Here is a 4,053-nt window from a genome sequence, read left to right on the forward strand (position 1 = left end):
CACAGGTGTTCGCATTCCTTTGTAGGAGCTGCCGAAGGCTGCGATCTTTTGCTCTAAATTGCCGAACAGCTACCCACCCGGTAAAGTGCCGCTCCCCCCGTTTCGCCAGAGGTAGAACCATGAGCCAGTCCATTGATATTGCCGTGATCGGCGCCACCGGTACTGTCGGCGAAACGCTGGTGCAGATTCTCGAAGAGCGCGACTTCCCGATCGGCAACCTGCACTTGCTGGCCAGTAGCGAATCCGCCGGCAGTTCGGTGCCGTTTCGCGGCAAGAACGTGCGTGTGCGCGAAGCCGATGAGTTCGACTTCAGCAAAGTGCAACTGGTGTTCTTTGCCGCAGGCCCGGCAGCGACCCTGAGTTTCGCTTCCCGCGCTACCGCTGCCGGTTGCTCGATCATCGACCTGTCCGGCGCCTTGCCCGCCGATCAGGCGCCGCAAGTGGTGCCGGAAGCCAACGCCCAAGTGCTGGCCGGTCTGAAAAAGCCATTCCAGGTCAGCAGCCCGAGCCCATCGGCTACCACGCTGGCGGTGGTGCTCGCGCCATTGCTGGGTTTGCTCGACTTGCAGCGCGTCAGCCTGACCGCCAGCCTGGCGGTGTCGGCTCAAGGTCGCGAGGCTGTCAGCGAACTGGCGCGGCAGACCGCCGAGCTACTCAATGTGCGTCCGCTGGAGCCGAAGTTCTTTGATCGGCAGATGGCCTTCAACCTGCTGGCACAAGTCGGCAAGCCGGACGAGCAGGGCCATACCCTGCTGGAAAAACGCCTGGTGCGAGAGCTGCGGCAGGTGATGGCGCTGCCTTCTCTGAAAATATCCGTCACTTGCATTCAAGCCCCGGTGTTTTTTGGCGATAGCTATAGCGTGACCCTGCAGTCCGCGAGCGAAATCGACCTGACGAAAGTCAACGCCGCACTGGAAGACGCACCCGGCATCGAACTGGTCGAGGCCGGTGATTATCCGACTGCGGTCGGCGATGCGGTGGGGCAGGATGTGGTCTACGTTGGTCGGGTTCGCCACGGTATCGACGACCTGTCGGAACTAAATATCTGGCTGACGTCAGATAACGTACGCAAGGGCGCCGCGCTCAATGCTGTGCAGCTGGCTGAGTTGTTGATTAAAGACCTGCTGTAAAAGATACTTGATCGCGCGCAACGCCCTACGGCAGCGGCAATCAACACCTTCTCGCTGGCCGAGGAATGTTCAAACTAAGGATGAGCTATGGTTCAAGTTCGCAAACTGGTGTTAGCAATAGCGGCCGCCTCGGCGCTGTCCTCCGGTATGGCGCATGCCCTCGGGCTCGGGGAGCTGACCCTGAAATCGACGCTCAACCAGCCGCTGGTGGCGGAAATCGAGCTGCTCGATGTCAAGGATCTCACCGCTGCCGAAGTGGTGCCGAGCCTGGCTTCACCTGAAGATTTCGCCAAGGCGGGTGTCGACCGCCAGGCGTTTCTCAACGACTTGACCTTTACCCCGGTGCTTAACGCCAGTGGTAAAAGCATCCTGCGTGTGACTTCCAGCAAGCCGCTCTCCGAACCGATGGTGAAATTCCTGGTTCAAGTGATGTGGCCCAACGGTCGTTTGCTGCGCGACTACAGCGTGCTGCTCGATCCGTCCAAATTCTCGCCGCAAACCGCTGAAGCGGCTGCGCAACCGGCGCCGACCGGCACCACGCCTGTCACCGGCGCAACCCAACCGACCCAATACACCACCACGCCGCGTGACACCCTTTGGGAAATCGCCGCGAAGGCGCGTAACGGCGGTTCGATTCAACAAACCATGCTGGCGATCCAGGCGCTGAACCCGGATGCCTTCATCGACGGCAACATCAATCGCTTGAAAACCGGGCAAGTGCTGCGCCTGCCGGATCAAACGCAAAGCACCAACCTGCCGCAACCCAAGGCCATTGCCGAAGTGGCGGCGCAGAACACCGCGTGGCGCCAGGGTCGTCGCTATGTGGCGAAGCCTGGCACCGGCCAGCAGCAACTCGATGCGACCAATCGCGGTCGCGGTGACGCGCCAGCCACGCAGGCCGGTCAGGACAAGCTGAGCCTGGTTTCCGCCGAGTCCGGCAAGGCCGGTGGCAAAGGTCAGGCAGGCGACGCCAAGGCGTTGGGCAACAAATTGGCCGTCACCCAGGAAAGCCTCGACACGACCCGTCGTGACAATGCCGAACTGAAAAGCCGCGTGGCCGATCTGCAAAGTCAGATGGACAAGCTGCAACGCCTGATCGAACTGAAGAACAATCAACTGGCCAAGTTGCAGGCCGAAGGCGCCGCGGGCGCGCCGGCTGCCGCTACCGCCGCGACCGCTCCGGCGATCACCGCTGAGCTGGCGCCCAATCCGACTGCAACGCCTGCCGAGCCTGTGGCTGCGGTGCCGGCAGCTACTGAAGCCACTCCGGCGCCAGCCGAACAACCCGTCGAGCCAAAACCGGCTGCCTCCGACGAGCAGAAGTTCAACGAATTGCTGACCAACCCGTGGCTGCTGGGTCTGGCCGGTGGCGGGGCGGTAGTCGTTTTGCTGTTGTTGCTGTTGCTGGCACGTCGCCGTAAAGCCCAGCAGGAAGCCGAGAAACACCTGCGCATGGCCCGTGCCTTGTCCGAAGAGCAAGAGTTCTCCGCCGAACTCGACCTGCCGGAAAGCAGCTTCGAAGGCCTGGAAGTTCCACCGCCAAGCGTGAAGCTTGCGACCGCTCCGGCACCTGCGCCAGCGCCAGTGATTACCCCGGTTGTGGTAACGCCACCGATCGCAGCGCCGCTGGTCGCTCCAGCCGCCGAGCGCTCGGACGATGTGTTGGGTCAAGCCCAGTCGCACATCGCTGCCGGTCGCCTGAACCAGGCTGCCGCGCTGCTGGAAGAGGGCATCAAGCAAGAGCCGCAGCGCAGTGATCTGCGTCTCAAGCTGATGGAAGTCTACGGTCTGCAGGGCGACCGCGATGCGTTCGTGGTTCAAGAGCGTCAGTTGGTGGCCAATGGCGAAAACTTCGCCCAGGTCGAAAAACTGAAAAGCCGTTTCCCGGCCATGGCTCTGGTCGCTGCTGGCGGTATCGCCGCTGCTGCCGTCGCGGCCGAGCTGGACGCGCAATACGTCAAGGATCTGTTGCTGGATGAGCCGCAAGCACCAGAATCAGAGCCCGCGCCGATTGACGACGACTTCGACAGTGCTTTCGATCTGAGTCTCGACGACCTGGAAAACGTTGCGCCGGCCGCGGCTGAACCCGTTCCAGCCCCAGCCGTCGACGATCTCGACAGTGCGTTCGATCTGAGTCTTGATGACCTGGACAACATCACTCCGGCAGCTGCTGCGCCAGCGCCGCAGGCGGAACCGGAACCGGAACCGATTGCGACTCTGGACGAGCTGGAAGATTTCCCGCTGGACGACGACCTGAGCTTTGAATCGGTGTTGCAGCAGCAGACTGAAATCAAGGAAAACCTCGACGACCTGTCGGATTTCGATCTGGACATGGACCTCGGTGCCGAACCGTCCCCGGCCATTCTGGCGGAAGACGATTTCCTGCTGGATCTGGATGAGGGCGTGAAGGATCTGCCGCCGGTCGAAGCGCCAGTCGTGGCCGAAGCGCCGCTGGACGACCTGGAGCTGCCGGCCGATTTCGACTTGTCGCTGGCCGACGAGATGGACGCTGCAACGACTCCGAATGCATTCGAGTCCGAGCTGGATGACGTCAACGCCGAACTGGATCGCCTGTCCCAGAGCATCAGCGAGCCAACGTTCACCGTGGATGATGCCTTGGCTACCGTCGACGACGAGCCGGACTTCGATTTCCTCTCTGGCACCGACGAAGTCGCTACCAAACTCGATCTGGCCCAGGCTTACATCGACATGGGTGACAACGACGGCGCCCGCGACATCCTCAATGAAGTGGTGACCGAAGGCGACGCCGGGCAGAAGAGCGAAGCCAAGGAGATGCTTTCGCGTCTGGCTTAAGTTAATCGTTGGACAAAGCGGCAGCCCATTGAGGCTGCCGTTTTTGCTTGTGGGATCAAAAGATCGCAGCCTTCGGCAGCGCCTACAGAAGGACATGCGATACCTTGTA

Annotated in this window: 2 protein-coding genes; both read left to right on the top strand. The window is 61.5% G+C overall.

The genetic code is table 11. From position 1 onward, the window contains the following. Nucleotides 1–119: 119 nt before the first annotated feature. Nucleotides 120–1,130, top strand: coding sequence for an aspartate-semialdehyde dehydrogenase (locus ACW9JC_RS29050; protein ID WP_457459341.1), 1,011 nt, complete (start codon nt 120–122; stop codon nt 1,128–1,130). Between the two features lie 87 nt (nt 1,131–1,217). Beyond that, a complete protein-coding gene (locus tag ACW9JC_RS29055) occupies nt 1,218–3,944 on the top strand; it encodes a FimV/HubP family polar landmark protein (protein ID WP_457459342.1) in 2,727 nt (908 codons plus the stop codon). Nucleotides 3,945–4,053 lie beyond the last annotated feature (109 nt).

It is taken from the genome of Pseudomonas sp. SDO5591_S426 (genome assembly GCF_054070755.1).

Bases quoted from the DNA above. Each gene is read 5' to 3' on its own strand.
- ACW9JC_RS29050 (WP_457459341.1), top strand. From the start codon at position 120: ATGAGCCAGTCCATTGATATTGCCGTGATCGGCGCCACCGGTACTGTC.
- ACW9JC_RS29055 (WP_457459342.1), top strand. From the start codon at position 1,218: ATGGTTCAAGTTCGCAAACTGGTGTTAGCAATAGCGGCCGCCTCGGCG.